Raw genomic sequence first — 1,772 nt, forward strand, 5'->3', positions numbered from 1 at the left:
CTCGTTGCGGTGAACGGAACGTTGCCGCCGCGCCGTCTCGCCTTCGACACGACACCTCCACGGGACTGCTGAGCGATCGGCGGGCCCGCACATGATGAGTTCGAACGCGACAAGGGTCAACGTCGACCGGCCGGGCCCCACCCCCGGCAGCGCTGGGCGTGTTGCGGTCACGCCGGTCGTGGCTGTTGGCTGTCTCGACGACCGCCGGACACCCCGCGGGTGCCACGAGACACCGGGCATGATCTGCTCGTCCGCGGAGGAGGTTGCGATCTTCATGGGTGAGGGCCCGGTCCCCGCGGGCTCGGAGCAGGACGATCTGCTCGGCGCCGGGTGGGAGACGCATCGGCGCGCTGTCTTCGGCGTGGCCTACCGGCTGCTGGGGAGCGTGGCCGATGCCGAGGACGTGACCCAGGACGTGTGGCTGCGGGCGGCCGGCGCGGAACTGCGGGGGGTCGACGACCTGCGGGCCTGGTTGATCACGGTCGCCGCCCGCCGGTCCTACGACATCCTCAAGAGCGCTCGCTCGCGCCGGGAGACCTACGTCGGGCCGTGGTTACCGGAACCCCTGCTCACGGGGCCGGACGCGGCCGAACCGGTCCTCGTCGACGAGTCCGTCAGCTCCGCACTGCTGCTGGTCATGGAGGAGCTGGGCCCGTCGGAGCGGGTGGCCTTCGTCCTGCACGACGTCTTCGGGTTCGACTTCGGCCGGATCGCCGAGGTGCTGGACGTCTCGATGCCCAACGCCCGCCAGCTGGCCTCGCGCGCACGTCGCCGCGTGGCGAAGGCGAAGCAGTCCGCTCCGCGCGCGCCGAGAGCGGAGCGGGAACGGGTGCTGAGGATCTTCCGCGCCGCCTACGAGGCCGGGGATCTGGACGGCCTGGTCCGGCTGCTGCACCCGGACGCGGTGTACGTCACCGACGGCGGCGGCAAGGTCTTCGCCGCCCGCAAGCTCATCCGGGGCGGTCGGCGCGTCGCCGAGGTGATGGTGCGGGTGGGACGGCAGTGGCGGCCGGACAGCATCGATCTCGTCGAGGTCGGCGGCGAGCTCGCCATGGTGTTCCACCGGGAGGGGCGCGCGTACTCCGTCGACACGGTCCAGATCACCGGCGGCCTGATCACCGCCTACCGCAGGGTCATCAACCCGGACAAACTCGCTCACGTCCAGCTGTCACGTTCCGAGGGGGTAGCTCGTCTCCCTGGCGAGAACGCAGAGCGAGACGGAACGAAGGAACCATGACGAACACCCAGCGCGTCAACATCGGCAAGCTGCACCCGGCGCCGTACAAGACCCTCATCGCGATGTCCACCGAGGTGGAGGAGCTCGCGGCGGCGGCGGGGCTCGACCCGCTGCTCGTCGAGCTGCTCAAGATCCGCACCTCCCAGCTCAACGGCTGCGCATTCTGCCTGCGCATGCACACCCGGGACGCCCTCAAGGAGGGCGAGAACCCCGACCGGATCGCCGTGCTACCCGCCTGGGCGGAGACCGGCTACTTCTCCGCGACCGAACGCGCCGCCCTCCGGCTGACCGAGGCGATCACCTGCGTGCCGGACGGGCATGTCAGCGATGACGACTACGACGCCGCGGCGGCCGCGCTCAGCGCCGACCAGGTCTCGGCGGTCGCTTGGCTCGCCACGGTGATGAACGCCTTCAACCGGGTCGCGATCACCAGCAGGTACCGGGTCGACGGCTGACCTCGTTGATCGCGCCCGAGTGTGGCGCGCGAACGGCACTCTCGTGCAGCCGGGGTGTACGAAAGTGCCGTTCGCTCGCG

General features: G+C 70.7%; 2 protein-coding genes. Both read left to right on the forward strand.

The annotated features are described in order from the left end of the window. Positions 1-274 precede the first annotated feature (274 nt). Positions 275-1,237, forward strand: a complete 963-nt coding sequence (sigJ, locus tag ACFPFQ_RS05590) for an RNA polymerase sigma factor SigJ (protein WP_379615440.1) — start codon at positions 275-277, stop codon at positions 1,235-1,237. Continuing rightward, positions 1,234-1,692: a carboxymuconolactone decarboxylase family protein gene (locus ACFPFQ_RS05595; protein WP_379615442.1), complete on the forward strand. Its 459-nt coding sequence runs from the start codon at positions 1,234-1,236 to the stop codon at positions 1,690-1,692. The genes sigJ and ACFPFQ_RS05595 overlap by 4 nt, the downstream gene beginning before the upstream one ends. Positions 1,693-1,772 lie beyond the last annotated feature (80 nt).

The sequence above is a fragment of the Pseudonocardia sp. GCM10023141 genome, assembly GCF_042653605.1.